The organism is Desulfoprunum sp. (genome assembly GCF_053613775.1).
On the sequence record NZ_JBSHXH010000001.1, the window covers coordinates 86,060 to 112,938 of the forward strand.

Consider the following 26,879-nt stretch of genomic DNA (forward strand, 5'->3'; position numbering starts at 1 on the left):
ACCCCTTGCGGGGGCGGAACAAAAGCGGCATAAATGCCATATACCGTGCAGAAATGGCCATTCCGGCCGCAATCGAATGAGGAGATCCTCCAGTGAAGATTACCTTCCTCGCCGCGGAAGGCTGTCTGGCATCCGGAATTGCCGGCCTGTTCGACATGTTTGCCATCGCCAACATGTGGTCGGCCCATTTGTCCGGCAATCCGGAACCGCCCTTTGCCACCGAGATCGTGACCCAGGGAGGAAGGCCGGTCGTCAGCGGCGGCTGTGTGCAGATGCTGCCGCACAGATCGATGGAAGACGCCCTGGTCACCGATCTGGTGCTGATCCCGCCGTTCATTCCCCTGCCAGGCCAGGATCAGGGCGATACCGTCGAGGTGCGGCAGTGGATCATTGGCCACCACAGGCGGGACACCCCCGTCGCCGCGATGTGCACGGGTGTCTTCCTGCTCGCCGAGACCGGGCTGTTGCAGGGCAGGATCGCCACCACCAACTGGCAGTTCGCGCGGAAATTCCGGCGTCGTTTCCCCGACGTCGACCTTCGCCCGGAGTTCCTGCTGACCGAGGACAATGGCCTGATCTGCACCGGCGCCGCCACCGCCTATTACAATCTCGGGCTGCGGATTATCGGCCGCTACGGCTCGGCCGAACTGGCCTCGGCCTGCGCCAAGGCCCTGCTGCTCGACCCCAACCGCGACAGTCAGACGCCGTATTTCATGCTGCCCCGGCAACGGGAACACAATGACCATGACGTGCAGAAGGCGCAGCACTATCTCGAAGAGAATTTCTCGAAAGGCGTCGTCATCGATGAGGTTGCCCGCCATGTCCGCATCAGCCCGCGCCACTTCAAGCGGCGGTTCAAGCAGGCCACCGGCCATGCCCCGATGCAGTATCTGCAGCTGGTGCGGATCGAGGCGGCAAAGATGAAACTTGAAACGACGAGGGAGACCATCGACGAGATAACGCAGTATATCGGTTATGAGGACAGCAGCACCTTCCGGCGTCTGTTCAGGCAGCACACGCAACTTTCTCCCCGGGAGTACCGGGATAAATTTTCCTGGGTCTAGGTTCCGACAGGCGCCTGGGCGCAGTCGGGGGTGGATGAGCAGTGGCGATCCGGGAGAAAGCGAGGGCGGCAACGGATGAGAACGTCGCTCCCACCGGGCTGTACAGAGGCGATCGAGGCGGCCCTGGTGGCTGCCCCGATCCTTGTTGAGTATTCCTATTTCGTCGTGAGATCCGCCCCGGGTGCCAATCGGCGGGCAGGTCCGGAGCGTAACCTCGATCTCGGATCAGAACCGGTAGGTGAAGATGAGGGCTGCCAGATCTCCTTCGGAGCGGTCTTCGGCGCCGAATTCCATCACGTATCGGAATGTGGCGTTGGTCTTCAGCGGGGCGATGTAATAATTGACCTCCGGCCCGGCGGCAAAGACCCGGTCACGGGAATCGGTTGCCCCCTGGCCGGAATCATCGGTGACCTGCCATTGACAGTAGCCGGCCGCCCCGATCTCCCAGACCTGGGCCAGTTTCTTGCCGATCCCCCACTCGAAATGGAAATCGTCGCCGTTGGTCATGTCGGTGTCGTCGTTCTCGCCGTGAAATTCATACCGGGCCAGGATCGAGGCCGACCAGGTCTTGGGCTGATCGAGATAGTAGGTGGCGCCGGCGGTGATCATCCCGGTCCAGTAATTCAGCCCGGGCGAGGCCGGTTCGGTCTCGTCGTACTCGCCCACCGGCACGTAGGCGCCGGCCGACACCGCCGCATCGTAGCGATCGCCGTGCCACGACAGGCCGAAGGGCTCGACGGCGATATCGCCGAGACCGAACTGATCGTCGCTGAACAGGGTCATATTCCCCATGCCGAGGCTGATGTCGGTGGAGACCAGGGGAATGACGACATCGACAAAATAATCGGCGCCAAGGAGCTTGTAGTTGGTGATCCAGATGAACCGGGGGACGACGGCGAACACGTCGAGATCGAAATTGCCGAAGCCGTCGCCGTTCCTGTCCTTCAGTTCGTCGGCACTGTAGAACACGTTGTACAGCCGGAAGTAGAATCCCGGCGGCGGCAGCGATGCCGCCCGGATGCCCTCGACCCCGTTGGTGTAGTGGGTGCCGAAACCGGCCCAGGCAGTCGTGGTACAGATCGTGATGAGGACGAACAGACTTGCAGCGCATACCCTTTTCATTGCCCCTCTCCTGTTGGTTGTAGAATGATTTTCTCTTCCCTCGACGATCAGCCGGACAATGGCGCCTTGCGGCAGGATTGTCCGGCTGTTGCAACCGTTTATTCATTTTGTCCCTGCATCGGGTGGTAATGGGCCAAGGAGTACCTGATCGGGGGGCTGATACCCAACAGTTTTTCTCCATCGGTCGTTCAATTTTTTCACAACTTATGAACCACTTGCAAAAATGACGAAATTGCTGGCGGGCACCGATGGAAGAGACGTTGGTTTCGACATTTCGAGCGATTCCGAGAAATCTCGTTTTTCCCCGTTGGAGATCTCTCCCTTGCGGTCGAGATGACAGCGGGGGAAGGTCGAGATGACAGCGGGGGCAGGTCGAGATGACAGCGGGGGAAGGTCGAGATGACACGGGGGGAAGGGGCGAATTGACCCGAGGGGAAGGGGCGAATTGACACGAGGGGAAGGGGCGAATTGACCCGGGGGGAAGGGGCGAATTGACACGGGGGGTAGGGTCGAATTGACAAGGAGAGAAAGGGCGAAATGACAAGGCAGGCAGACGTTCATTTTGCAAAAGGTCCTGTTTACAGCATTTATGTGGTGACAATTTGAGTCGCCGATAGGCCCGGCACATTCCGTCGACCGGTCCCGCAGTGTCTTCGGCGAGCCCACTGTTTCGTAAGGATCGAGGATGCATCCACCGGATACCGGCCTCGGCACGAGCAGCAGGGAAAACTGGACGACAGCGGACGACGCTGATAACCTGAAGCATCGGGTTGTGGAAATATGTCCCGGCCATCATCCCGGGGGCTTGCCCAACGACGATGGGAGAGATGGCCTGATTGCTTTCCGCTCCGAATATCCGGAGAAGTGCGCATCCTTGTGCAGGATGCGTTGGCAGTCTATCACATGTGACGATGGAGGAACGCCATGGCGCTCTATCTTGTTCAACACGGCATCAGTGCCCCCAAGGAAATCGACCCGGAACGAGGTTTGACCACGCAGGGAAGGGCGGAAACCGAGCGCATCGCCCAGGTGGCGAAAGGCTATGGGATCAGAGTCGCAAAAATAGTCCACTCGGGAAAAAAACGGGCGCAGCAGACGGCAACCATTTATCACCAGGCCCTGGCCGTCGAGGTGCCTCTCGAGGCGGTCGCCGGTATCGATCCCCTGGATGATGTCCGGCCGTTCGCCGCGGGCCTCGATCCGGGATCAGGATTGCTGGTGGTCGGCCATATGCCGTTCATGCAACGCTTGGTGTCCTGGCTGACCACCGGCTCTGAGGACATGAAGGTCTACCAGTTCCAGAATTCCGGTATCGTCTGCCTGGAGGCGGAGGAGGAAACGGGCGGCAAGCTCGACTGGTTCATCAAGTGGACCCTCAATCCGAATATTTCCTGATGGCCGGGGCGATCGGCGGGGGCAGGGCAACGTATTGAGCGACCTCCCCCGACCTGGCCGGAAATGGTCGGTGCCGGGTCGGCACAGAAGAATGACTCACTCGCCTTTGGCGGGGAGCACGACGGTGAAGGTCGAGCCATTTCCCGGCTGGCTGTCGACGCGGATTTCCCCCTGGTGATGCTGGACGATCCCGTAGCAGATCGACAGGCCCAGGCCGGTCCCCTTGACCTCGGGCTTGGTCGTGTAGAAGGGCTGAAAGAGCAGATCCATCTGCTCGGGCCTGATGCCGATGCCGGTGTCGCTGATCGCCACGGCGACCCGCTGGTCTTCCCTCCGGGTGCTGATGGTGATCACCCCGCCGGACGGAGGGCAGGCATCGGCCGCGTTGGCCAGCAGGTTGAGAAAGACCTGTTCGATCTGGTCCTGAACCGCCATGATCTGCGGCAACCGTTCCGCATAGTTCAGGACTACGGCAATCCGTTTGCTGCGAAAATCGCTCTCTTGCAGCAACAACAGGGAATCGATGGATTTCTGCACATCCATCACCACCTTGCGGCCTGAGGAAGGGCGGTTGAACTCCCGGAGGCTGGAGATCAAATCCTTGATCCTTTTGCTTTCGTCGATCGCCGCGTTCAGCAGTTCCCTGTCCTCCTCCTCGAGGATCGCCCTTTTCTTCAAACCGTTCAGGATCGACATGATACCCTGCAGGGGATTGTTGAATTCGTGGGCGATGGAGGCGGATAATCTGCCGATTGCCGCCAGTTTCTCGGCATGCAGGTATTGTCGCTGCGTTTCCTGCAGTTCGCGGGTGCGCCGTTCAACCCGCCGTTCCAGATCATAATTGATCGCCTGGAGCTGTTTTTCCGATTCAAGCAGCGCCGCCTCGGCCTTCTTGCGGGCCTCGATTTCGAGGCGGAGCCGGCGGTTCGTCTGCTCCGATTCTTGATGGGCGAGGACGAGTTCGGCGGTGCGTTCCGCCACCCGCTGTTCCAGTTCGGCATGCGCCCGGCGCAGTTCCTCCAGCGCCTCCCGGCGCTCCCGCCGGATGCCGGCCTCCCGCAATTCCCGACCCAGCGCCTGCGCCAACCGCGTATAATGGCCCTTCACGATGACATCGTGAAACCCGGCCTTCATCGCCTCCACGACCTGCTCTTCGCCGATTGCTCCCGAGACCAGGAACAGGGGGATGTCCAGGCCCTTCTCCTGGATGATCCGGAGAGCATCCATCCCGGTGAACGACGGCAGGTTGTAATCGACAATGGCGACGTCCCAGTGGTCGGATTCCAGGGCGGCCTCCACTGCCTGCGGCGTGTCGACCCTCGTGCAGTCGGGGGCATACCCCCCTTTGCACACTTCCTCCACCGCCAGCAGGGCGTCGTCTTCCGAGTCTTCGATCAGCAGCAGCCGCAGATTCCTGGTTGTCATGCCGCTCTGCCCAACCCTGGGGTCTCGTTGACGAGCATCCGGTAGTGTACCGGCATGCGGATTGCCGCTGCGAATCCAACGAGCAGAAAGGTGTTTTCGTCGTTCATGAATCAGTTTCCGGAGATGTTGATGAAAGGGTAAAATAAAACGTCGCGCCGCTGCCGACCTCCGCCTCGGCCCACACCTTGCCGCCATGGCGGCTGATGATGCGGTGCACCAGGGACAGGCCGATGCCGGTGCCGGAAAAATCCCGATCCAGATGGAGCCGCTGGAAGGTGCCGAAGAGTTTGTCGGAGAAGGCTATGTCGAAGCCGGCGCCGTTATCGCGAACGAAGTAGGTTGGCGTCCCGTCGATCATATCGGAATCGAATTCGATGACCGCCGCCTCCTTTTTGCCGGTAAACTTCCAGGCGTTGCCCAGCAGGTTGTCCAGGACCACCTTGATCAGACGCTAATCGCAGTGCGCCACGAGCCCCTCGGTAATCAGAAATGTGACCTTCCTGTCGCCCTGGGACCTTCCCAGTTCCGCCGCCACATCTCTGGCCATCATCGAGAGATTGACCGTGGTTTTGTTCAGCTCCCCACTGGTCTGGCGGGAGAGTTTCAACAGATCGTCGATGAGCTGGTCCATCTTCTGCGTGGCCTTGAATATTCGCCGCAGGTAGCCCTACAACGCAACATGTCAATATAGACACAATATGCAGCATTCGTACTCCGAAGCGACCTACAGCATGCGGAACGCATGTTCATAAGTGCCGTTGTAGGGGTAGTCTACCCCCTTTTCGTCCACCAGGTCCTGATACTTTTCGATGAACAGCCGGCTGAAGCCGTCAATCGCCCGTAACTGCAGTTTTTCGATGAAACCTGCCAGCTCCCGGGTACGTTCAGCGACCCGGAACTCCAGATCCTCGTTCAGCTTTTTCAGCGTCGCCTCGCCCTGCTTGCGTTCGGTGATATCCTCGAAAACAGTGGCGAAAAAATTCCGCATCGGTCTGTAGGCGACAACCGAGTACCACACTCCAAGCCGGGCGGAGAACTGTTCGAAGCGGATCTGCCTGCCGGTGAGCGCAACCTTGCCATAGGTCCCTATCCAGTCGAAAGGGTCTTTTTCGATCCCGGGCACCGCCTGCGTTACTCTTTTGTTCGGAATTCCTTCGGCTTTCAACCCCGTAAGCTTTTCGAAACCGCTGTTGACCTCCCGAAATATATAATCAACGGGCCTTCCCGATTCATCGACGACGATTTCATGGAGGGCAAAGCCGTTGATCATGTTTTCAAACAGTGATCGGTACTTGCCTTCGCTTTCCCGCAGCGCCGCCTCGGCCTGCTTGCGCATCAAGGCCGAGCCGATGTGCGCCGCAATCCCTTCCAGGGCTTCGATCGAGTTGCGGGTGAAACATCCTTTGCGCCGGTCGTTCAACTGGATCAGGCCGACAATCCTTTCCTTGTCGCGAATGGGCACCAGCGCCACGGAGGCATAGTTGTAATGGATGCAGCGGTTGCGGGGGTGATATCGAGGGTCTGCTTCGGGGGGAAGGTCGAGAAGCGGCGCCGAATCGTTGATCCAGAAGCTGCCTCCCGGGGTGAAAATGGACTGGCCGGGTTGGTCTTGCCGGAGATGACCAGACCACAGGTGCATTCCAGCCTGACCTCGCCATCCGGGTCGCGGCAGATCCCGCCATCCTCAGTACGCTCGATCAGCGTGTTTTCATGCAGCAGGAAATCCTGGGAAAACCCTCTCTGGGCTTGAAATGGAAAGTCATCTTCACTGCGCAGGCGGATACCGACGGCATCGAATCCGGTTCGCTTTTTCAGCAGGTCGAGCACCTTCCGGATGGAATTCGATATATCTCCCGGATCGTTGAGCAGCTGCAGGATCTCCCGGTTTACTTCCCGGTATCTTTCCATGAGCTGGTGGTCGGTGCAGCCTTCCATCTCCAGATTCGGCTTATCGTCCATTACGCCAGTTTACCCTGGTGAAAAGATCTTCAAGGTCTTGTGAAAAGCCGGCGCCATCATGCAGCCAGCCTTGAAAACACTTGCCCGAGATGCTCGATCTGATTACGATACGCTGGTTTCCGCCGGTAATCAACCTCCGACCGTTGGCGTAAGGTATTTTGTTGCCAAACGGACCTGTTCGTCACCTTCTATCGGTTGTCCACTCTTTTGTCATGTCTCGGAAATTCTGTCGAAGCTGTTGTTGTGACTATGTAAATTCAACTGGTTGTGCGTGAGGATTATGAAAAGCATCGCTCTGTTCTTTGTTGTTTTCATCTTGACCGTCCAGACGGCATGGGCCGGTCGGGCCAAGATCGATACCGTCGCCAGGGATCCCTATGCATCCGCCCTGGTCATGGATGCCGAGACCGGCAAGGTGCTGTTCTCCGATCATCCGGACACCCCGGTGTTCCCGGCCTCGGTGATCAAACTGATGAACCTTCTGGTCATCCTCGACCGGATCGACCAGGGGACACTGAAATTGGAGGACATGGTCCAGGTTACCACGGAGGCGGCGAAGACCGGCGGATCACAGGTGTATCTCGATCCGAAGGAGCGCTTTACGGTCGAAGATCTCCTGTATGCCCTGGCGGTCCAATCGGCCAATGATGCGGCCGTCGCCCTGGCCGTGCATATCGCCGGCTCCAAGGAGGGGTTTGTCGCCCTGATGAACCAGAAAGCGGCGGAGTTGGGGATGAAGAACACCCACATCTACTCCGTCCATGGTCTGCCTCCGTCGGAGGGGCAACAACCGGACGTCACGACGGCGACCGACCTCGCCCTCCTCTGCCGGGCCCTGGCCAACCGTCCGGAGGCCCTCAAATACACCGGCACCAGGGAACGGGGCTTTCGGGACAATACCTTCATCATGCGCAATCACAACCATCTCCTGGGGCAGATCGATGGCTGCGACGGGTTCAAGACCGGCTATTACCAGGCCGCCGGATTTTCGATCGCGGTTACCGCCAGAAAGGGCGGGGTACGGATCATCTCCATTGTCATGGGGAGCAAGGATCGGAAGGTCCGGGACGCCAAGGCTTCGGAATTGCTGGGGAAGGGATTTGCGATGGTGCCGCCGAAACCGGAGCCCGCCGTGGCCGTGAGCAAACCGGCCCCCCCGGCTGCGACCCCGGTACAGAACGCTGCTCCTGCGCCCCCGGCCGCAGTCCCCGCGGCTCCGGAAAAACCGGTCGCCTCTTCCGGCGGCGGTTGGGGGACCTTTTTTCTGGGGTTGGGGACAGGGGTTGTTCTCTTCGGCCTGCTGGCTTTTTTCTTGCTCAGAAAACGTTCCAGAAGATAACCTGCACCGCCTCTTTTTCCCGGCGCGGCTGAGCCGGGAGTGCCGCGTCGGTCTTCACCCCGGCCACCCCCCCTCGGCGGCTGGGGCGTTTTACCCGTCCTTCAGGGCCATGCGGGCGGCGATGACGATCGGATCCCACACCCCGGCGAAGGGCGGGGCATAGCTCAGATCGAGATAGAGCAGCTCCTCCAGCGAAAAACCGGCATGAAGGGCGGTGGCCGCCGTATCGATGCGTTTGGCCGATCCCGGGCCGCCGACGATCTGTACCCCCAGCAGGCGGGCGGAACCCTTCTCCGCCAGGACCTTGACGCTGATCGGGGCCGAACCCGGGTAATAGCGGGGCAGGGTATGGGTCTCGATCATTCCGATCGAATACTCCAGCCCCAGCGCCTTGATCTCCCTCTCGTTCAGCCCGGTCCGGGCGCACTCGGTGTCCATGAACTTGGTGATCGCGGTCCCGACCACCCCGGGAAAGGCGGCGCGCCGGCCTCCCAGGTTCATGCCCGCTACCCGCCCCTGTTTGTTGGCAACGGTACCCAGGGCGATATGCACCGGCCGGCGGCTGACCAGGTGGTAGGACTGGGCGCAATCACCCGCGGCCCAGATATTGGCGGTCCCGGTCTGCTGCAGCTCGTTGACCGCGATGCTGTCTTTCGGCCCGAGCCGGATGCCGGCATCCTTTGCCAGGTCACTGTTGGGCGCGACCCCCAGCCCGAGGATGATCAGATCGGCGGGGATGGTCTGTTTGTCGGTGGTGACGGCTACGGCCAGCCCGTCCTTCTGCTCGAGGCCCTGCACCGTTTCGTTGACGCGGAGATCGATGCCGTTGTCGAGTAGTGCCCGATTGAGGCGTTGGCCCATATCCGGATCGAGGGTGGACATCACCTGGGCGCTGCGCTGGACCATGGTGACGTTCAGACCGCGCATATGCAGGGCTTCGGCCATCTCCAGACCGAGATAGCCGCCGCCGATGATGACCGCCGATCTCGGTTGCTGCTCGGCAAGCGCCCGTTTGAGCTGCGAACCGTTGACGAGGTTGTGGACATCGTAGATATTGCGGCTGTCGATGCCCTCCAGGGGAGGTCGGACCGGTTTCGCCCCGGTGGCGAGGAGCAGCTGATCGTAGTGCTCCCAGCGTTCGGTCGAGGAGGCCAGATTCTTCACCAGGACCCGCTGCTCTTTCGGATCGACGACCGTGACCTCGTGCCTGATCTGGACGTTGATATTGTGCTTTTCACGGAATGCTTCCGGCGTTCTGGCGATAAGCGCCTCTTCCCTGTCGACCAGACCGGCGACATAGTAGGGGATGCCTCAGGCCGAAAACGAGGTGTGCGGTCCGCGTTCAAAAACCGTGATGTCGGTCGCCGGCTGCAACCGGCGAACCAGCGATGCGGCGGTCATTCCCGCGGCATCGCCGCCGATGACGATGAGCATGTTGTTCCCTCGCTACCTGAATTTTGGCGATTCAAAAACAGGTCAGCCGGGACCGACGCTCAGGCACCTGTCCCGCCGCCCTTTTTTTGGCGTCAGAGTCTCTTGCAAAATGAACTGCTGCAGATCCTGTCATTTCGACCGAAGGGAGAAATCTCATGGTCTTGAAAACCGAGATTTCTCGCTATCGCTCGAAATGACAACATACATTATCTCGGCCATTCGAGATGCGAGTGGGACATGCTATGTGATTTTGTCATTTTGCAAAAGGTTCGTCATCTATTCCTTTTTCGCTACGATGAACAGTTCAAGGCTGATGATGTCGTGCACCAGATGCATGCCGAGACGCTCGAAATAGCGGTACGAACCGTAGCAGATGTCCCACAGGGTTCGGTCGATGTCGAAGGCCGCATGGACCTTGATGCTGCCGTCCGGTTGCGGGGCGGCAAGGGCCGGGAACCGGACAGGCCGCCTGAGCCCTCTTATCGTCAGTTCTCCGGTGGCGATCCCGCCGAGGGCGATCGGGAATACTTCATTCTTCACTTCCCACCCGCGTATCGCCAGCGAGGCGGTCGGGAAGCGATCGACGGCCAGGAAGTCCTCCGATTTCAAGTGGGCGATGAGCATGTCACGGTAGGCCGGGTCCTGGAGGTCGAAATCGGTCAGGGCGTGCATGTCGACGATGATGTCGGCGGCCAGTGGTCTGCCGGCGGCAACCACCAGGTTGCCCTCGATGATGGCCAACTGGCCGATATGCCGGTTGTTGAGGCTGCGCCCGATCCATTCGACCCGGCTCTTCTGGGGATCGAGGAGATATGTGCCGTCTGCCGGGGCCGTTTCGGGGAAGGCAGGTTCGGCTCCGCCCTCGACCGGCAGGCCTGCCTCGCGCCAGGCGGCAAGACCGCCGGCGAGGATCGATACCCGCGTGTATCCGGCCTGAAGCAACCGATCTCGGGCCACCTCGGCGGTTTTGGTAGCTCCGGTGGCGTCATAGACGATCAGATCGGTGTCCAGGCCGGAAACGAGTTCCGCTACCCGATCAAGAAAAATTATTTCGTAGATGCAGGCGTTCCGGGCCCCGGCAACATGGCAGGCGGCGTAATCTTCCGGCGTCATCACGTCGATGACCACGGCGCCCTCGTCCAGGCGCTGTTTCAATTCATTACATCGTATAATCTCAGTCATGGTTAGACCCTCCTTCAGTTCACTTTCGACCCGGTGCGGGTCGATCACCTACGTCCGGATACCGGATCGTGGTTCTCCGGGAGTCGGAAATTACCCCTCATTTCTGCTCGCCTGACAATCAAATATACCTTTTGCTTCTTCCTGAATATTGCCAATTATTGATGTTGGGGAAAAATCCCTTATCTTTTATCTCATTTCCAGGGTATGTTATACGAGAAATACTTTAACTCCGGAGAGGATTCAATATGAGCAGAAGAACAGTCCATCAATGGAAGGATTGGCTCCTGGAATATATCGGTGATGACCGATACGAATTAATCAACCTGCATACTCGGTCGGTTCATACGGTCGTGGCCAAGAATGCCATGGAAGCAGAGAATCACTGTCGACAGATGATGATCAAACTCAAGGAAGAAGCGGTTTGATCTGCTCTAAATTCATGTTCAAGCTGATTCAGCGTGCCTAGCATAGGAGTTGGTCGGGAAAAGTTTTCCTCTCCCGAAAACGCCAATTATCGTCATTCAGCTCTTGATTTTCGAATTGTCACGTCGTGAATATTTGTCGGTGCCAGCCTAATAGATAAATTCTAATAAAAGGTCTCCCATTGTCAAGAAGCAACTTTTCGTTTGAAAAACGCCAGAAGGAATTGGAAAGAAAGAAAAAGAAAACAGAAAAACAACAACGGAAGCGAGAAAAGAATAAACCGCAGCCGGAAGAGAGTGAGGACGGAATCGAGGATAAAATCATCGACGAGTCGGAGGGATGACAAACCGTACTCAACTCTGAACCATCATCATGTCTCCTTTTCTTGAGTAACAATAAGAGACTTCATCAAATGAATACCTATTGTATCAAAACAGTTTCATAACAATTTACTGAGAGGTAGCAATAATGGCGATTTTTTCTAAAGGTGAAAATGTCAGACACAATAAAAAATCGGAGTGGGGTATCGGAAAAGTGCTTGATGTGGACAAGTGCGGGACAATCAAGGTTATCTTTGAAGGATACAACGAAATGTCCATTGCCAAGGGGGCGAAATATCTTCTGAAAGTCAATGGGAACGGCAAAGGAGTCAAATGAGGAGTTGCCGGATGGCGATGGTGGTCCTCGCTGTCATGATCGATGATGCGATCACGAACGGGAACGGTTGTATCGGGGGCAGCTAGTAGCTGATCACCAGTGGCGCTGCTCGAAATATGATGCGATATAGGGTAAAGGTGGATTTTTGCAAACAGTAGTGAAAAAATGGTTCCGCGACAAGGACTCGGGGTTCCTCGATAATAAAGGCGGGCCCGACATTGTGGTGCGTAAGGCCGATCTTGTGGACTGTCAGTTTTTAAAGGTTGGCGTTACAGTCGAGTTCGAATGCCACATCGAAAAGCAGATGTTGGTTGCCAGGAAAGTCAGGCTGTCGAACCAAAAAAATTCCGATGGTCAAAATAATAGAAACCATGGCCCTAAGCCATTCCGATTTGGCGTCATGACGTAATCCGGGTTCACCGCATGTACTTGAACAACAGTTGTCAGTGCTGTGCGGTCTGCATTCAAAATAGCTTTGCCGGTCGGAATCCCCAAACCTGAACGACCTTCTGTCGTCGCAATCGACCTTGACGTGATCAAGGGTCGAGAAAGCTCTCTTCAGCGTTGATATGCTGCAATTCGAGGCAGCATCCGCCATCTCGAAATAAAGTCCATTTATTTCAGCATACACAACGTTGCCTCTCATGCAACCACCGTTGAGTGATGATTCATGGCCTCAGCGGTTGCCGTCCGCCCTCCCGGCAGGCAGCGGCAATTCTCTCCCGGTTGAGAGCGGTTAACCGTAACCCAGGGCGATCAGGTCGTCTTCGTCAAAGCCCATGTAGTGGGCGATCTCGTGGACAACGGTGATCTCTATCTCCTCGATCAGCTCCTCGCGGCTGCGGCAGAAGGCCTCGAGAGGTTCCCGATAGATCTGGATGGTGTCCGGATAGAGGGGGGGATCGGCCGGGCTGCGTTCGGCCAGGGGGACGCCGGTAAAAATGCCGAACAATTCGTCATCAGGGGCAAGTCCCATTTCCGCCAGCAGATCCCTGTCCGGGCGCGGCTGCACCGAGATCAGGATGTTGTCGAGATGACGGCGGAGGTCCCAGGGAATGCGGGCGATTGCCTGTTCGACAAGGCGATTGAATTCCCCCGGGCTCAATTTCGGATGGCTACGAGTCATGTTTTTGCAGAAAAATAAATTGACGGCCACGTACTGTCCCTGATTAAATGGTAACGTCGAAGGCGATAAGATCAATGGGGACAAGACCCGGGACACGGTATATCCCTGCCGGGAGCATCCTCCATTATCCCGTGTTTGGCAAGGAATTCCCGGCAATTTCCGGCGATAGGCACCGATATCGTATTGCGGTGCTCCATAGGGTTTGCCGGACAGTGCGGGGAGTTGATTTTTCCGTATTTTTCCTTATTCTCCCGAATATTGTCGGGAGATCGCCGTTTCCCTGTCCCGCCACCTATCTTGTGAAATGAGGCCAGCCCATGAGTATTCTGTTTTCACCTTTGACCCTGCGCTCAATCACCTTCCGCAACCGGATTTTCGTGTCTCCGATGTGCCAGTATTCAAGTCCCGATGGAGTGCCCGGCGACTGGCATCTCGTGCACCTCGGCAGTCGTGCCGTCGGCGGTGCGGGGCTGGTGATGGTGGAGGCCACCGCGGTGAGTCCGGAGGGGCGGATCAGCCCCGATGACAGCGGGATCTGGAATGATGCTCAGGCTCAGGCGTTCAAGGCAATTGCCCGTTTTATCAAGGAGCAGGGTGCGGTGCCGGGGATTCAGCTCGCCCATGCCGGCCGCAAGGCCTCCTGCTCGCCCCCCTGGCTGGGGGGCGGACCGTTGGGTATCGATGAACGTGGATGGCAGCCGCTGGCCCCAGGCGCCGCCGCCTTTGACGCGGGCCATCCTGTGCCGCGGGCCATGACCATGGAAGACATGGGCCAGGTCGAGCACCAGTTCCAGGCTGCAGCCCGGCGGGCGTTGGCTGCCGGGTTCGAGGTGGTGGAACTGCACATGGCGCACGGCTATCTCCTCCATGAATTTCTCTCCCCCCTCGTCAATCGGCGAGAGGATGACTACGGCGGCAATCTCGACAATCGGCTGCGTTTCCCATTGCGGGTGGCGCGGGCGGTGCGGGCGGAATGGCCGGAGCGACTGCCGGTCTTTGCCCGGATTTCAGCGACGGATTGGATGGCGGGCGGATGGGATATCGAGCAATCGGTGATCCTGGCCCGGCAGTTGAAAGAGATCGGGGTCGACCTCATCGATTGTTCCTCCGGATTTGCCGTCCCGAACGAGGCGATTCCCTTCGGCCCCGGCTTTCAGGTCCCCTTTGCGGCCAGGGTTCGGGCTGAGGCTGGAATCGCCGGCGGCGCGGTCGGCTTCATCACCGAACCGGCTCAGGCCGAACAGATCGTGGCGACCGGTCAGGCCGATGCCGTGTTCCTGGGGCGGCAGATGCTCCGCGATCCCTACTGGCCGCTGCATGCCGCCCAGGCCCTGCATGCCGATACGGCGTGGCCGATCCAGTATCTCCGGGCCAGATAGCGTCGCCTGACAATTCCACGCCATGGAAAGGGCCAGGGCGCAGGAGATTTTTTCTGGCTCCTGACCAGTTCATGATTAATAATTATAAATGAAGATGTGTCCGGTCCGGTGCAATTGATTTCAAAATCGATTGAAAAAGGAGGGATTCGATGCACTCAATGACCTACAAAGACATTATCGATGAAAAGACGGCTGAGTGGCGGAACGGCCTGAAAAAACTCGAAGACCTGGCTGCAAAGTCCACTGCTGAGACCAGGGCGATACTTGATGCGAAGATCGAGCAACTCAATTCGGCGATAGATTCGGCCACGGCGCAGCTTCGCCATCTCGATGAACATGAAACCGTCGGGAACACCGTCGAGACCAAAGACAAGATTTTGAAGATCTTCAGCTCAATCGATAAAGATTTTATCGGTCATGAGGAGAAGATCCCGTATATGCTCTGAGAATAGTCTAAGAATTGCGGCCTGATCACATGAAATAATCGCTGCGGGCAGTTGCGGCAGTCAGATGATTGCCGAGGTTCCACGAGGAGCTGCTCGAAGGGGCGTGATGCGTGTCTGTTCGTCTCATGGACACGATTGCGCCCCGAATCGATTTTGGCCCCTTGTTCCGACTCGAATTCAGACAGGATGTGCGCGGTCAAGGGGAGGCGAGTTATCGGGTGAATGGATGATACGCAGAGAAATGATCGCATATTCCAATTTGTAAAAGAAGGGCGTGTTCATTAAGTACAATAGTGTCAGCCCTTGCGTCGGGGTCGATCCCCGGCGATGTGCGATGCCTTTTCCTGTCGGCCCGATACCATTCAATGAATATTCTCCACGTCATCAGCCAGCATCCGGAAAGCACCGGCAGCGGCATCTACCTGCAGAATCTGATGCGCCAGGCGGCGGCTGCCGGCCACCGCAATTTCCTGGTTGCCGGTATTTCAGCCGACCGGGCTCCTCATCTGGAAGGAATTTCTGAGGATTGCTGCCGCGTAGTCCGCTTTTCCGGTGGCGATCTCGATTTTGCCATTCCGGGGATGAGCGATGTCATGCCGTATGCCAGTTCCCGCTTCGGTGCCCTGTCGTCTGAAGCGATCATGGACTATGAACGGGCATTCGCGGCAGTGATTGGTGCGGCCGGCCGTGATTTCCCGATCGATATCGTCCACAGTCACCACCTCTGGCTGGCAAGCGCCGTGGCCAGGCGCGTTCTTCCCGGTTTGCCGCTGGTTGTGTCCTGCCATTCGACGGATCTGCGGCAATTTGTGCAGTGCCCCCATCTCCGGGGCAGGGTGCTGGATGATTGCCGCCGAATCGATTCGATCCTGGCGCTGAGTGCGGGTCAGGCGGAGCAGATCGCAGGTCTTTATGGGGTGGACGGAAAGAAAATCGAGGTCATCGGGACCGGATTCGATGACCGGATGTTCACCTTCAGCGACAAACCGGCAACCGGGCCGGTGCAGTTGCTCTATGCCGGCAAGCTGTGCCATGCCAAGGGGGTTGACTGGCTGCTGCGGGTGTTCGCCCGTCTCGGCAGCCAGCCGGTCCATCTGCATCTGGCCGGTTCCGGGGCCGGCGGGGAGGCCAGGGAGTGTCTCGATCTGGCTGGAGGTCTGGCGCGACGGGTCACGGTCCATGGGGCGCTCAGCCAGATCGATCTGGCCCGGCTGATGCAGCGCTGCCATGTATTCGTCCTTCCTTCCTTTTATGAGGGGGTGCCGCTGGTGCTGCTGGAGGCCCTGGCCTCGGGCTGCCGGATTGTCACGACCAACCTGCCGGGCTGTCTCGAACTGCTCGATAAGGTCAGTTGCGATCTGGTCGAGTTTGTCGATCTGCCGCCGATGGCGACAATCGATCGGCCCGACCCACGGCATTGGGGGCTGCTGGAGGACCGCTTGGCGATGGCGGTCGCAGCGATGATCAGGCGGGCCGAGCAGTCCCCGACGCCTTCCCGCGATGAGGTTGAAACCATCACCGCCCGGTCGGGATGGGGGGTGGTTTTCAGGAAAATCGCCGCGGTGTATGAACGGGCAGGGGGCGGTCGCGGTCCAGGGTGATGGCGATGGCGGCGATGTCGTCGTGCAGCTTGAAGCGGGGATAGCGGCGGCAGGTCGGATCTTCCGACTGGAGGCCGCGGACATGGTCGCGGAGGGCGGGGAGGCCGCCGCGGCGGTAGAGATCGGCAAACGCCTGCCAGTCGCTCGGGGCTTTGGGCTCGGCCTTGGGTAAGGCGAGGCCGTCGGTGAATAGCAGGATGTCCGCGATGCCGTCGAGGCTGCACCGGCCATGACGGAGGAAGTCCATCGATTCCGGCTCGCCGTTGAGCACCCCGTAGCTGACATTCATCTGCAGCCGGATCCTGACGATCTGGTCGGCCAGATGGGCATGGATGGACTGCGCCGTCGTCGGGGATTCCTGCCACAGCTGCAGCGTCTCGCTGTCGATATCCGGCTCCGGGGAGAGCAGGGTGTGGCTGCCGTCGCGGTGCAGCAGCAGGATCAGGCAGTCGCCGGTAAAACAGTAGTCGAAGGAGGACTCGTTCAGCCGGATGACGGCCAGGCTGGTTGACCACAGCCGGTGCCGATGATGCAGCGGTATGCGATAGCGCTGCTGGGCTTCGCGGATCAGGCGGTTCGCCGTCGCGGCGGCCTGCGGCAGACCGCCGCCACAGTCGTGAAAGGTATCGGCGGCGATCGTCGCTGCCCGAAGCCCGCCCGTCGAGCCGTTGCTGTCGTAAAAATGTTCCAGGCTTGTTGCCCCGTCGAACACACCGAAGAGGTCCTCGGCCTGCAGGAGGACATCCTCGTTGCACTCGCCGCTGCCCTGTTCATGAAGTGTTTCTATCATGCAGGGCGGCGGTGATGCCGCTGGACAGTGGATGGCGTATTGGTCGGTTGAAAGGTACATGCCGGCTCCGGACTCGAATGATTGTTCGCCATACAGTACTAATGAATGAAGATAAGCACAAATTGCTTGTTTCGATCATCCTCCGGGTTGCTATAGCTTCGATATATACTGACGCAATGTGACCATGGGGGGGAAAGAGAGGGCCGCGATCCACCCGCTGTGTTTATCGGCAATCCTGCAGCAGAGATGATTGAAATACTACTAAATCCTGATCCGGCTGCCTGGCGCGGTTATTGCGGCCGGCATCACGCCGCGCTGTTTACCCACCTCCGGGGGTGGAGCAGCGCCCTGGCGGCGGCGTACGATCTGCCGGTATTTTTTCTGCTGGCCAGGGCCGCCGCTGCCCCGGGAGACACTGCGGGGATCCTGCCGCTGCTGCTGTTCTCGCCGCCCGGTGGAACGCGACGGCTGATCTCGCTGCCCTATACCGATGCCGCGGGCATAGTCGCCGATTCCGATGCGGTCCGGCGTCGGCTGCTTGCCGCCGCCCTGGAGCTGGCCGCGGCGACGGGGGCGGCGCATCTCGAACTGCGGCAGTACGGGCGGTTCGAGATTGTCCCTCCGCTGTCAGCCCTCACCGACTGGCAATGCACCGCCCACTCCTTCAAGATCGGACTTGATAGGCTGCTGCCGGCAACAACGGCAGAACTGTGGGACGATCTGCCGGCCAAGGTCAGGAACCAGGTGCGCAAGGCCTGGCGCTGCGGCTGTGTCGTCCGGATCGGCGGCGGGGAGCTGGTGGATGATGTTCATGGGGTTTTTTCCGATAACATGCGCGATCTCGGTTCGCCGACGCACGGGGTGGAGCTGTTCCGCCAGGTTATCGGCCAGGATGACCTCCGGGCCCGCTGCATCGTCGTCTATCACCGGGGCGTCCCGGCCGCCGGGGCGATGGTATTCGAACACGGCGGCACCCTGTTCAACCCGTGGGCCTCGTCGTTGCGGCGGCTACGGCCAATCTGCGCGAACATGCTGCTGTATTGGACGATGCTGGCTCATGGCATCCGCCAGGGCTGCCGTCGCTTCGATTTCGGCCGCTCCTCCCCCGGGACATCCACCAGCCGGTTCAAGATGCAGTGGGGCGCCGGCGCCCGGCCATTGTACTGGTATGTATTTTCGAGAAATGGGCATGAGTGGTATCCCTCCAATGAGTCCTTGGTCAGCGAGGACTGGAAAAGGATGGATCTTGCCGACTCCCGGCGCGAGGGACCGGCCATCCGGCGCTGGATCAGTCTCTGAGGGGCGGCGATGATCCTTTATCAAGATGGTGATTGCACCGTTTCCCTGCCGCTGCCGCTGTTTCTGGTGATCGAGGATGTCGGCTGGTGGCAGGGCGAGGACGGGTCGAGGCGCGGCGAGCCGTATCGCAACGGCTTCTGCCGCCGCCATTGCCTGGCCGATTACCGGGCCCTGGTCGACCTGTCGGAACGGCTGTCGATGCGGGTCGCCGTCGCCATGGTGGTCGGCGAATGGGACCGCACCAACCTCCTCAGGGATATTGCCGGAGCGACCTGGTTGGGCCGGGCCTGGGACAACCGTCGCAATCAGGGGCCGTGGCTGGCCGAAGCGGCCAGCTATCTGTGTCGCCACGAGCGCCATCTCGAATTGGCGGTCCATGGGCTCTGTCATGAATTCTGGCGGGACGGGAAGATGCAGCGTGCCGAATTTCATGACGATGACGGCCTCATGCGGTCCAGGGAGATCGTCGCCGGCCATCTCCGGGCCTATGCGGCCATCCTTCGGGACAATGGATTTTCAGGGTTTCCCCGGTTTTTCGTCCCCCCGGCGTTGCGGCACAGTTTCGGCAACGGCGATGGATCGATGCAGGCCGTGCTCAACGACTTCGGCATTACCCATGTGACAACGCGGTTTGCCAGGGCCCGGCAGTATTCTCCCCCGATCCACGACAAGCTCACCTGGGAGTGCGGAGTGGCCCTGCTCGAACGCGGCCTGTCGCCGGTGGCATGGCCCCAGGCCGCGGCGGAGCCGCAAGCACTGCCGCTCAACCCGATCGTCGCCCTGCACTGGGGCAACCTGCTGCACCCCGATCCCGCCCGGAACGGCGAGATCATCGCGCGCTGGGCGCAGCGGATCGTCGCCGAAGCCGCCGACATCGGGAGGATTATGGCCATCGATGTCGATGATTGCTGGCGCCAGGCCGCCGTCTGTTATCTCGCCCGGTTCCGTTTCGGTCAGCGAATGGTGGGCATCGATCTCCGCGACCTGCCGTCGCTCCCCTCGCTCAATGGCCCATTCTCCCTGAAGATCCGGGCAGTGCCGCCGGTCGGGTGGCGCTGCAGCGGGGCCCGGATCATCGGCCGTGGTACCGACAACGGCGGGATCACCACGGTGCGGCTGCAGCCCGAACCCGGTCATTCGGAGATCCGCATCGATATCGTCTGACGAATCGCAATCCCGGCCGATTCCGCCGGGTATCGGCGTCGCCCCGGACAGTCGCGTCTCATTGCATCCCCCCGGACTCGTATTTCCACGCAATTATCAGTTCCAATGCCGGATCGAACTGGCTACAATCGTTTTTGCAGGGTATTCTCTTGTCCTTTCACCTGGTCGAACGGAGAGTTGCTGCCGGCACCCAGCAGGTGCCGGTCCATGATATGATTACCCAAAAGGAGAGATCAATGCGTGAAGTGGTCCTTGTCGGTGCGTGTCGTACGGCGGTTGGCAAATTCGGTGGGTCCTTGAAGGATGTTCCGGCGGTCGAACTGGGGGCCATGGTGATCAAGGCGGCGCTGGATCGGGCCGGTATCAGGCCGGAAATGGTTGACGAGGGTATCCTCGGATGCGTCCTGACCGGGGCGCTGGGGCAGAATCCGGCCCGGCAGGCGATGCTCAGGGCCGGAATTCCCCAGGAAGTACCCGCCGTCACCATCAACAAGGTCTGCGGCAGCGGACTCAAATCGGTGATCATGGCAGCTCAGGCCGTCCAGTGCGGCGACGCCGACATCGTTGTCGCCGGCGGCATGGAAAACATGAGCGCCACGGCCTATGCCCTGCCGCAGGCCCGTTTCGGGTACCGGATGAATACCCCGGCCAACGGCATCATCGACATGATGGTGCATGACGGCCTGCACTGCGCCATGAGTAATTGCCACATGGGGATCACCGCCGAAAATATCTGCGAAAACTGGAATCTGTCACGGGCGGAACTCGATCGTTTCTCGGTCGAATCCCAGAAAAAGGCCGAGGCGGCGATCACCAGCGGCCGCTTCAAGGATGAAATCGTGCCGGTGTTGACCCCGAGACGGAAGGGCGATCCCTTCGTGTTCGACACCGATGAACAGTATTCGCCCGGTTCGTCACTGGACAAGGTCGGCCGATTGCGGCCGGCGTTCAAGACCGACGGCCTGGTGACCGCGGCCAATGCCTCCGGCATCAACGATGGCGCGGCGATCATCATCGTCATGGCCGCCGACAAGGCCAGGGAACTGGGGGTGACGCCGATGGCCAGGCTGACGGGCTATGCCTCCGCCGGGGTCGATCCGAAAATCATGGGCATCGGGCCGGCGGCCGCCTCCCCCAAGGCCCTGGCCAAGGCGGGCAAAAGGCTCGAAGAGATCGAACTGATCGAGGCCAATGAGGCCTTTGCCTCGCAGAGCCTTGCGGTTGCCAGGGAGCTGCAGTTCGACATGAGCAAGGTCAACGTTAATGGCGGGGCCATCGCCCTCGGCCATCCGATCGGGGCCTCCGGGGCTCGGATTCTGGTGTCGCTGCTCCATGAGATGATCAAACGGGATGCCGGCAGCGGCCTGGCCACCTTGTGCATCGGCGGCGGGATGGGGATCGCCGTGGTGGTGGAAAGATAGGCGGCGGGGCGATGATCGCCGGGAAGGATTGCCCCGCTCCCGACCCCTCCGGTCGTACCGGGATGAACCCGCCGGGCTGTCGCCAGGCCGGAGGCGGCGGGTTCATCCCCCCTCTGTCCCCGCCCCGGTCGCCGATGGGCGAAGCCTCCGCCGTCCCGCTCGTCATGTCACCCGACAGTATCTTCATCCCGAAGACCAGCCCGCTTCGGACCCACGCATAATGCTCCGTCTTCTCTTCCTCTCATTGCCCCATGCCGATCTCCAAACTGACCGTTGACGACCTGCGCCTCACCGTCGATCCCGACACGCTGGGATTTGCCGACACCTCGGAATTACTCGACCAGGCGCTGTCCTGGATCGGTCAGGAGCGGGCGGAAATCGCCGTCCGCTTCGGCCTCGGGATGGAACAGGCCGATTACAACCTGTTTGTCCTGGGCGAGGCCGGCAGCGGCCGGTCGTCGCTGCTGCGCCAGGCCATGGAGGTCGCCGCCGCCACCCGCGCCACCCCGCCGGACCTCTGTTACCTGTACAACTTCGATGCCCCGGAACGTCCCCGCGCCCTCCGCCTGCCGACCGGCCAGGGTCGTCTGCTCCGGCAGAACATGGCGCGGATGATGAACGCCCTGTTGGCGGATATCCCGCAGCAACTGGACGGCCCGCACTTCAAGGTCGAGAGCGAGCGGATCGCCAAATCCTACAAGGAGGAGGAGTCCAAGGCCTACGCCGAACTCGATGCCTTTGGCGAGGCCCGGAATTTCACGATGCACCGCGAGTCCGGCCACATGCTGTTCACGTTGCGCGGCAAGGAAGGGCATGGAATGACCGAAGATGAGATGCTGGCCCTGCCGAAGGAGCAACGCGCCGAGATCGACCGGGCCGAGCAGGAACTGATCGACGAGATCAACCGTTATCTGGAAAAGACCCGGCCGCTGGAGCAGGTGATGAACGATTCGCTTGCGGCGTTGCGCCGCAAGGTGGCCAAGCCGCTGCTCGACCGCGAATTGCGGAAGATTCGCACCGCCCTGAAGAACAAGGACCAGGACGCCGCCGGACTCGACACCTATCTCCGCCAGGTCAGGGATGACATCCTCGACAACCTGGAACTGTTCAAGGCCGCCGAGACCGATGACGAGCTGCGCAAGGAGATGTTGAACAAACTGTTGTCCCGTTGCCGGGTCAACCTGGTCGTCGACAACGACGGTCTGGGCGGGGCGCCGGTGATCGTCGAGGACAACCCGCTGTTCCGTTCGCTGTTCGGCAGTATCGAATACCAATCCGAGAATGACGTGCTGGTGACCGATTTTTCCCGGATTCGCGCCGGCAGCCTGCACAAGGCCCATGGCGGCTTCCTGATGCTGCATCTCCGCGACCTGCTGGCGGACGGACTGGTGTGGGAGAAGCTGCGTCGTTTCCTCCGCAGCGGTCGTCTCCAGATCGAGGAACCGGGGACTGCCTTCGCGCCGATTGCCGCGGTCTCGCTCGCACCCGAGACGGTTGATGTCGATGTCAAGATCATCCTGATCGGTTCGCGTGACCTGTATTATGAGCTGCAGGAGGGCGACCTCGAATTTGCCCGCCGTTTCCGGGTCAAGGTCGATTTTGCCGAGCGCTTCGCGGCAAGTGCTGCCACCCGCCACGCCTCGGCGATTTTCGTCGCCCACACCTGCAGGCTGCTGGGGCTGCCCCATTTCTCCGCGGGCGCGGTGGCCCGGCTGCTGGAGCAGGGGCATCGCGAGGCCGAGGACCGGTCCCGCCAGAGTGCGATATTCGGCCATACCGAGGCGCTGATCCTGGAAAGCGCGGCGCTGTGCCGGGGTCGGGCCGGCGGCCTGGTGGCGGCGGTCGACGTCGACCTGGCCCTCGCCGCACGTCGGCTGCGCCACGACTATCCCGAACAGCAGTTGCGGGAATCGATCGCCGAGGGCGATGTCCTCATCGCCCTGCAGGGCGAATCGGTCGGCCGGTTGAACGGTCTGACCGTCGTTGACCTCGGTGATCACCGCTTCGGCTTTCCGGTGCGCGTCTCCGCCCGGACCTATGCCGGCGAGGAAGGGCTGATCAACATCGAACGGGAGGTCAACCTGTCCGGCCCGATTCACGATAAGGGCGTCCTTATTCTCCATCACTATCTCGCCGGGCTCTTTGCCCCCAACGCCCCCCTGGCATTCAACGCCTCCATCGTCTTCGAGCAGGAGTACAGCGGTATCGAAGGCGATTCGGCCTCCTGTGCCGAATTGTACGCCTTGCTCTCATCCCTGTCCGGTCTGCCGCTCAAGCAGGGCATCGCGGTCACCGGGGCCCTCAACCAGCACGGCGAGGTGCTGCCGGTCGGCGGCATCAACGAGAAGATCGAAGGGTATTTCGATATCTGTGCCGCTGCCGGACTGGACGGCGGTCAGGGAGTGCTGATCCCGGCTCGCAACCGCCGCCACCTGATGCTCGATCATCGGGTGGTCGAGGCGGCGGCGCAGGGCCTGTTCCATATTCACACGGTCGAGCACGTGACCGATGGGCTCGAACTCCTCACCGGAGTGCCTGCGGGTCGCATCAACGCCAATGGCGTGTATACGCGCGGCAGTGTGCTGAGCCTGGCCCAGAGCACCCTGCAGGCCTACCGCCGGGCCTGTCAGGCAACGGAGCACAAAAAGAAGTATTGAGAGCGGCATGGAGGCGGGGTGGCGCGGTCACTCTACCACGTCGCCAGGGGCTCGATCGCGGCACCCGGAATCATCGCCTTCCAGGAAAGCGACATCGCCGGAAACGGAATGTTCCTTCCAGGGTGCAGACCGTCCCTTATCGCTTACGGCAGTTGAACCCATCGGCTGATTACCACGCGACACAGTTCGGGCCATATGCCGACACTCCGTCTCAAGTATTCTCGGCAATGTTCGATTGCTGATCGATATGGTGCCGAAAAGAGGAGGGATGGGAAAAAAAATGCAAATTTCGTACTGAAAGAGTAGTCTGCGGGATGTGGATTTCATGGGCCTCGCACAGGAAGGCAAGCTTTGCCGATCGCCGACCCTGATGACGGCCAGGTATGGATACGGTATGAAGGATCAATACAAGACCAGAAAGGTGCTGATTGCTGAAAATGATGACCTGAGGCGGCGGATTCTGGAGTTGGAGCAGACATCGGCTGACGAAGGGAACCGAAGATCTGAACGGACGCGACATCGATCGTCCGATTCCGGTTCGAGTTATCAGGCACTGTTCAGATATTCAAACGATGCGATACTCCTGACCCAGCCGGACGGCACCATCCTCGACGCCAATCCCGCTGCCTGTGAGATGTTTGGCCGCACCCTGGAAGAGATCCGCAGTCTCGGGCGCAATGGCCTGGTCGATCGGACGGACCCGCGATTGCACGAGGCCCTGAGCGATCGGGCCCGGAAATTTGCCGCGCGGGCCGAAATCACAATGCTTCGTGCCGGCGGCGATAAATTCCCGGCGGAAATCACTTCCGCCGTATTCATTGATCAAAACGGTCAGCAGAAGACCAGCATGATCATCCGCGACATAACCGAGAAACGCAGGGCGGAACAGGATTACCGAACATTCTTCCGCCAGATGGCGGACGGCTTTGTCGTGCAGGAGATCCTGCGCGACGGCGAGGGAATGCCGAGGGATTACCGCATCATCTCGGTCAATCCGGCGTTCGCGCGGATGACCGGCCTGCAGGCCGAAAAGATTATCGGCAGGACGGTCGTCGAGGTGCTGCCGGACTCCGAGTGGCACTGGCCTGAGACCCTGGGCAAGGTTGCCTTGAGCGGAAAACCAGCAGTCTTTGAACATTATCAGCAGTTGCTGGACAAGTACTTTGTGGTCACCGTCTTTCAACCCTTGCCCGACCAGATTGCCTGCATTTTCACCGATATCACCGACCGCAAGCGGGCCGAAGAGGAATTGCACAATCACAGCACCTATAACCGGTCGCTGATCGAGGCCAATCTCGACCCTCTCGTCACCATAGATCCCTCCTGCAAAATCACCGATGTCAATTCCGCGACCGAGCAGGTGACCGGGTATCATCGCCAAGAAATGATCGGTACCGATTTCTCCGATTATTTCACCGAGCCGGAGAAGGCCCGACAAGTGTATCAACAGGTGTTCAAGGAAGGCATGGTCAGGGACTATCCGCTTGAGATCCTGCACATGGATGGACGCATAACCTTGGTACTCTACAACGCCACGGTGTACCACGATGGTTCCGGCAGGATCCGTGGCGTCTTCGCCTCCGCCCGTGACGTCACCGGTCGGAAGAAAGCGGAGGAGGAAAAAGCGAAGCTGGAGGCGGTCAACCGACAACTCCGGAAGTCAGCGAGTCTCGGCCGCATGGCGGGAGCCATCGCCCACCACTTCAACAACAAGTTGCATGTGGTGATGGGCCACCTCGAACTCGCCAGAGTGAATCTGGCTCGAGGGGATATGTGTTCCAACAATCTCAATGTCGCCATGACGGCAGCCGATGAGGCGGCGGAAATGAGCAAGATGATGCTCACCTACCTGGGTCGGGTGCCCGGCGACCAGACGTTGCTGGACCTTGCCGCGATCTGCAGGACCGGTCTGACCGTGCTTCAGGAAAGCATGCCGAAAAATGTGTTCCTGGAAACCGACCTGCAGTCAGTCGGGCCGGTGGTCCTGGCAAATGCGAAACAACTCCGCCAGATTTTTACCAACCTTGTTACCAATGCCTGGGAATCAGCCGAAGAAAATAGAGCGTTGGTGATCCGTCTGGCCACCCGAACGGTCCCGGTCGACGCGATCCCCCTGGCTCACCGGTTCCCCATCGCCTGGCAGCCGGAAGCCGGCACCTATGCCTGCCTGGAGGTGCTGGACAACGGTTGCGGGATATCGGAAACTGATCTCCAGGAGCTGTTCGCCCCGTTTTTTTCGACGAAATTTACCGGTCGAGGTCTGGGGTTATCCATGGTCCTGGGCCTCGTGCAGGCGCGCAGCGGAGTTGTCACGGTCGAGAGTTCACTCGGTCGAGGGAGTGCCTTTCGCGTCTTCCTGCCGGTCGCAGCGGAGGGAGGTGCCGAACGGGCAGGGGATACGACCTCGGCCATGGCCGGCCGGCCGGCCGGTAAGATACTGCTGGTGGATGACGACGAAATCATCGTCGATATAACCAGCATGATGCTCGTGAGGCTTGGATTTACAGTGCTCAGCGCCGGTGACGGCATCGAGGCGGTGGAGATGTACCGCCAGCATCGGCCGGGTATCTGCCTGGTGCTGAGCGATGTCTACATGCCGAAGATGAACGGCTGGGAGACCCTGAGCGCTCTGCGCCGGATCGATCCCGACATTCCCGTGATCCTGATCAGCGGGTACAGCGAAGAGCAGGTGATGGAGGGCGACCATCCCGATCTCCCTCAGGCCTTTCTTGGAAAACCATACAGTTTCGAAGTACTCAAGGATGCCATTCGTCGCGCGCTCCAGGATACTTCCGGATATGAGTCCTATCGTGGCCTTCTCGAACAGACCGGCACCTGACCAGGGAACCGGCGGGACACCGGTGAGCGGAAAGGATACCGACACATCGGGGATCTGACCATCAACCGATTTTTTGTCATGCAGTTTTCACCGCGGCAGCAGCCATCTCGCACCCAGGGACAAAACCGGAGAGCGATGCGGTACACGCAAGAGGAGA

Annotated in this window: 24 protein-coding genes; 15 read left to right on the top strand and 9 right to left on the bottom strand. The window is 59.9% G+C overall.

From position 1 onward, the window contains the following. The first annotated feature begins 92 nt into the window (after positions 1-92). Positions 93-1,064 (top strand): GlxA family transcriptional regulator, encoded by a 972-nt coding sequence (locus tag ACWGKN_RS00390; RefSeq protein ID WP_424254433.1) that lies wholly within the window; start codon positions 93-95, stop codon positions 1,062-1,064. 225 nt (positions 1,065-1,289) lie between these two features. Here the strand turns inward: ACWGKN_RS00390 and ACWGKN_RS00395 are convergent, their stop codons facing one another. Beyond that, positions 1,290-2,186: a SphA family protein gene (locus ACWGKN_RS00395; protein WP_452094473.1), complete on the bottom strand. Its 897-nt coding sequence runs from the start codon at positions 2,184-2,186 to the stop codon at positions 1,290-1,292. Positions 2,187-3,110: 924 nt separating this feature from the next. Between ACWGKN_RS00395 and sixA the strand changes: the two genes are divergently transcribed. Next, positions 3,111-3,581: a phosphohistidine phosphatase SixA gene (gene sixA, locus ACWGKN_RS00400; RefSeq protein WP_452094474.1), complete on the top strand. Its 471-nt coding sequence runs from the start codon at positions 3,111-3,113 to the stop codon at positions 3,579-3,581. 96 nt (positions 3,582-3,677) lie between these two features. On the opposite strand, the gene ACWGKN_RS00405 is transcribed toward sixA, so the two are convergent. The 4 genes from ACWGKN_RS00405 to ACWGKN_RS00420 form a co-directional block, all read right to left on the bottom strand. Continuing rightward, positions 3,678-5,006 carry an ATP-binding protein gene (locus ACWGKN_RS00405; RefSeq protein WP_452094475.1) on the bottom strand — a complete coding sequence of 443 codons (1,329 nt, stop codon included), beginning with the start codon at positions 5,004-5,006 and terminating at the stop codon, positions 3,678-3,680. A 103-nt stretch (positions 5,007-5,109) separates the two neighbouring features. Further along, entirely contained in the window at positions 5,110-5,445 is a 336-nt protein-coding gene (locus ACWGKN_RS00410; protein WP_452094476.1) for a sensor histidine kinase, read from the bottom strand. Positions 5,446-5,457: 12 nt separating this feature from the next. Then, positions 5,458-5,637 carry a hypothetical protein gene (locus ACWGKN_RS00415; protein ID WP_052159969.1) on the bottom strand — a complete coding sequence of 60 codons (180 nt, stop codon included), beginning with the start codon at positions 5,635-5,637 and terminating at the stop codon, positions 5,458-5,460. A gap of 93 nt (positions 5,638-5,730) precedes the next feature. Continuing rightward, complete coding sequence (locus tag ACWGKN_RS00420) at positions 5,731-6,645, bottom strand: GAF domain-containing protein (protein WP_452094477.1); 915 nt, start codon at positions 6,643-6,645, stop codon at positions 5,731-5,733. A 71-nt stretch (positions 6,646-6,716) separates the two neighbouring features. On the opposite strand from ACWGKN_RS00420, the gene ACWGKN_RS00425 reads away from it, so the two are divergent. Together ACWGKN_RS00425 and ACWGKN_RS00430 are read left to right on the top strand one after the other, a co-directional pair. Then, positions 6,717-6,986: a hypothetical protein gene (locus ACWGKN_RS00425; protein ID WP_424256245.1), complete on the top strand. Its 270-nt coding sequence runs from the start codon at positions 6,717-6,719 to the stop codon at positions 6,984-6,986. A 259-nt stretch (positions 6,987-7,245) separates the two neighbouring features. Beyond that, complete coding sequence (locus ACWGKN_RS00430; protein WP_035229828.1) at positions 7,246-8,304, top strand: D-alanyl-D-alanine carboxypeptidase family protein; 1,059 nt, start codon at positions 7,246-7,248, stop codon at positions 8,302-8,304. Between the two features lie 90 nt (positions 8,305-8,394). Here the strand turns inward: ACWGKN_RS00430 and ACWGKN_RS00435 are convergent, their stop codons facing one another. Both ACWGKN_RS00435 and ACWGKN_RS00440 read right to left on the bottom strand, forming a co-directional pair. Continuing rightward, positions 8,395-9,738: an FAD-dependent oxidoreductase gene (locus ACWGKN_RS00435; RefSeq protein ID WP_424256246.1), complete on the bottom strand. Its 1,344-nt coding sequence runs from the start codon at positions 9,736-9,738 to the stop codon at positions 8,395-8,397. A 276-nt stretch (positions 9,739-10,014) separates the two neighbouring features. Further along, positions 10,015-10,920: a YceI family protein gene (locus ACWGKN_RS00440; protein ID WP_052159971.1), complete on the bottom strand. Its 906-nt coding sequence runs from the start codon at positions 10,918-10,920 to the stop codon at positions 10,015-10,017. A 245-nt stretch (positions 10,921-11,165) separates the two neighbouring features. Between ACWGKN_RS00440 and ACWGKN_RS00445 the strand changes: the two genes are divergently transcribed. The 3 genes from ACWGKN_RS00445 (at position 11,166) to ACWGKN_RS00455 (ending at position 12,409) form a co-directional block, all read left to right on the top strand. Continuing rightward, the gene (locus tag ACWGKN_RS00445) at positions 11,166-11,345 is read left to right on the top strand and encodes a hypothetical protein (protein ID WP_035229833.1); all 180 of its coding nucleotides are present in this window, start codon (positions 11,166-11,168) and stop codon (positions 11,343-11,345) included. A gap of 466 nt (positions 11,346-11,811) precedes the next feature. Beyond that, complete coding sequence (locus ACWGKN_RS00450; RefSeq protein WP_035229835.1) at positions 11,812-12,000, top strand: DUF3553 domain-containing protein; 189 nt, start codon at positions 11,812-11,814, stop codon at positions 11,998-12,000. 157 nt (positions 12,001-12,157) lie between these two features. Next, positions 12,158-12,409 (top strand): hypothetical protein, encoded by a 252-nt coding sequence (locus tag ACWGKN_RS00455; RefSeq protein ID WP_452094478.1) that lies wholly within the window; start codon positions 12,158-12,160, stop codon positions 12,407-12,409. A 327-nt stretch (positions 12,410-12,736) separates the two neighbouring features. On the opposite strand, the gene ACWGKN_RS00460 is transcribed toward ACWGKN_RS00455, so the two are convergent. Further along, the gene (locus tag ACWGKN_RS00460) at positions 12,737-13,126 is read right to left on the bottom strand and encodes a metallopeptidase family protein (RefSeq protein ID WP_035229879.1); all 390 of its coding nucleotides are present in this window, start codon (positions 13,124-13,126) and stop codon (positions 12,737-12,739) included. A 317-nt stretch (positions 13,127-13,443) separates the two neighbouring features. On the opposite strand from ACWGKN_RS00460, the gene ACWGKN_RS00465 reads away from it, so the two are divergent. The 3 genes from ACWGKN_RS00465 to ACWGKN_RS00475 all read left to right on the top strand — a co-directional run bounded on the left by ACWGKN_RS00465 (position 13,444) and on the right by ACWGKN_RS00475 (position 16,552). After that, positions 13,444-14,505, top strand: coding sequence for an NADH:flavin oxidoreductase/NADH oxidase (locus tag ACWGKN_RS00465; protein ID WP_035229838.1), 1,062 nt, complete (start codon positions 13,444-13,446; stop codon positions 14,503-14,505). Between the two features lie 149 nt (positions 14,506-14,654). Next, a complete protein-coding gene (locus ACWGKN_RS00470; RefSeq protein ID WP_452094479.1) occupies positions 14,655-14,951 on the top strand; it encodes a hypothetical protein in 297 nt (98 codons plus the stop codon). A gap of 365 nt (positions 14,952-15,316) precedes the next feature. Continuing rightward, positions 15,317-16,552: a glycosyltransferase family 4 protein gene (locus ACWGKN_RS00475; protein ID WP_452094480.1), complete on the top strand. Its 1,236-nt coding sequence runs from the start codon at positions 15,317-15,319 to the stop codon at positions 16,550-16,552. On the opposite strand, the gene ACWGKN_RS00480 is transcribed toward ACWGKN_RS00475, so the two are convergent. Beyond that, positions 16,497-17,402 carry a protein phosphatase 2C domain-containing protein gene (locus ACWGKN_RS00480; RefSeq protein ID WP_424256248.1) on the bottom strand — a complete coding sequence of 302 codons (906 nt, stop codon included), beginning with the start codon at positions 17,400-17,402 and terminating at the stop codon, positions 16,497-16,499. The two genes, ACWGKN_RS00475 and ACWGKN_RS00480, sit on opposite strands and share 56 nt — an antisense overlap. A gap of 186 nt (positions 17,403-17,588) precedes the next feature. Here ACWGKN_RS00480 and ACWGKN_RS00485 point away from each other — a divergent pair, with 186 nt between their 5' ends. The 5 genes from ACWGKN_RS00485 to ACWGKN_RS00505 all read left to right on the top strand — a co-directional run bounded on the left by ACWGKN_RS00485 (position 17,589) and on the right by ACWGKN_RS00505 (position 26,722). Next, positions 17,589-18,641, top strand: coding sequence for a GNAT family N-acetyltransferase (locus ACWGKN_RS00485; RefSeq protein ID WP_035229845.1), 1,053 nt, complete (start codon positions 17,589-17,591; stop codon positions 18,639-18,641). A 9-nt stretch (positions 18,642-18,650) separates the two neighbouring features. Beyond that, positions 18,651-19,805 (top strand): polysaccharide deacetylase family protein, encoded by a 1,155-nt coding sequence (locus ACWGKN_RS00490; RefSeq protein WP_424256249.1) that lies wholly within the window; start codon positions 18,651-18,653, stop codon positions 19,803-19,805. Positions 19,806-20,041: 236 nt separating this feature from the next. Next, positions 20,042-21,226 (top strand): acetyl-CoA C-acetyltransferase, encoded by a 1,185-nt coding sequence (locus ACWGKN_RS00495; protein WP_035229850.1) that lies wholly within the window; start codon positions 20,042-20,044, stop codon positions 21,224-21,226. A 251-nt stretch (positions 21,227-21,477) separates the two neighbouring features. Next, positions 21,478-23,883 (top strand): Lon protease family protein, encoded by a 2,406-nt coding sequence (locus ACWGKN_RS00500; RefSeq protein ID WP_424256250.1) that lies wholly within the window; start codon positions 21,478-21,480, stop codon positions 23,881-23,883. 394 nt (positions 23,884-24,277) lie between these two features. Next, positions 24,278-26,722: a PAS domain-containing hybrid sensor histidine kinase/response regulator gene (locus ACWGKN_RS00505; RefSeq protein ID WP_424256251.1), complete on the top strand. Its 2,445-nt coding sequence runs from the start codon at positions 24,278-24,280 to the stop codon at positions 26,720-26,722. Positions 26,723-26,879: the final 157 nt, after the last annotated feature.